The 279-nt window shown below is 65.9% G+C and carries 1 protein-coding gene; it reads right to left on the bottom strand.

The genetic code is table 11. From position 1 onward, the window contains the following. A partial coding sequence (gene lptD, locus ACCC96_RS30340; RefSeq protein WP_413697749.1) for an LPS assembly protein LptD occupies positions 1–279 on the bottom strand: 279 nt, incomplete at both ends.

Genomic DNA, 279 nt, shown 5'->3' on the forward strand with positions numbered 1-279 from the left:
GTCCACACTGACCGTGGGCAGCGTGCGCGAGGCATTGCGGCTGCCGTTGCTCATCAGGCGGTCCACCTGGTAGTTGCTGGTGTGCAACTGGATCCTGGGCGTGATGAAGGCGCCCGGCGACAGGAAGGGACGGCTCAGCTGCGCCTGCATGTAGCTGCGCTGGCCGTTGTTGTAGGTCATGCCGGCCAGGGGCTTGTCGATCTCGAAGCGCGTGGTGTCGGCCACGAAGCTGAAGTCCAGGCCGTGCGGCAGGTCCAGCGGCGTGTAGCGCCATTGCAG

Origin of the sequence: Pseudomonas sp. Pseusp11, from assembly GCF_047304405.1 — a bacterium.
In the GTDB taxonomy this organism is placed as follows: Bacteria; Pseudomonadota; Gammaproteobacteria; order Pseudomonadales; family Pseudomonadaceae; genus Aquipseudomonas.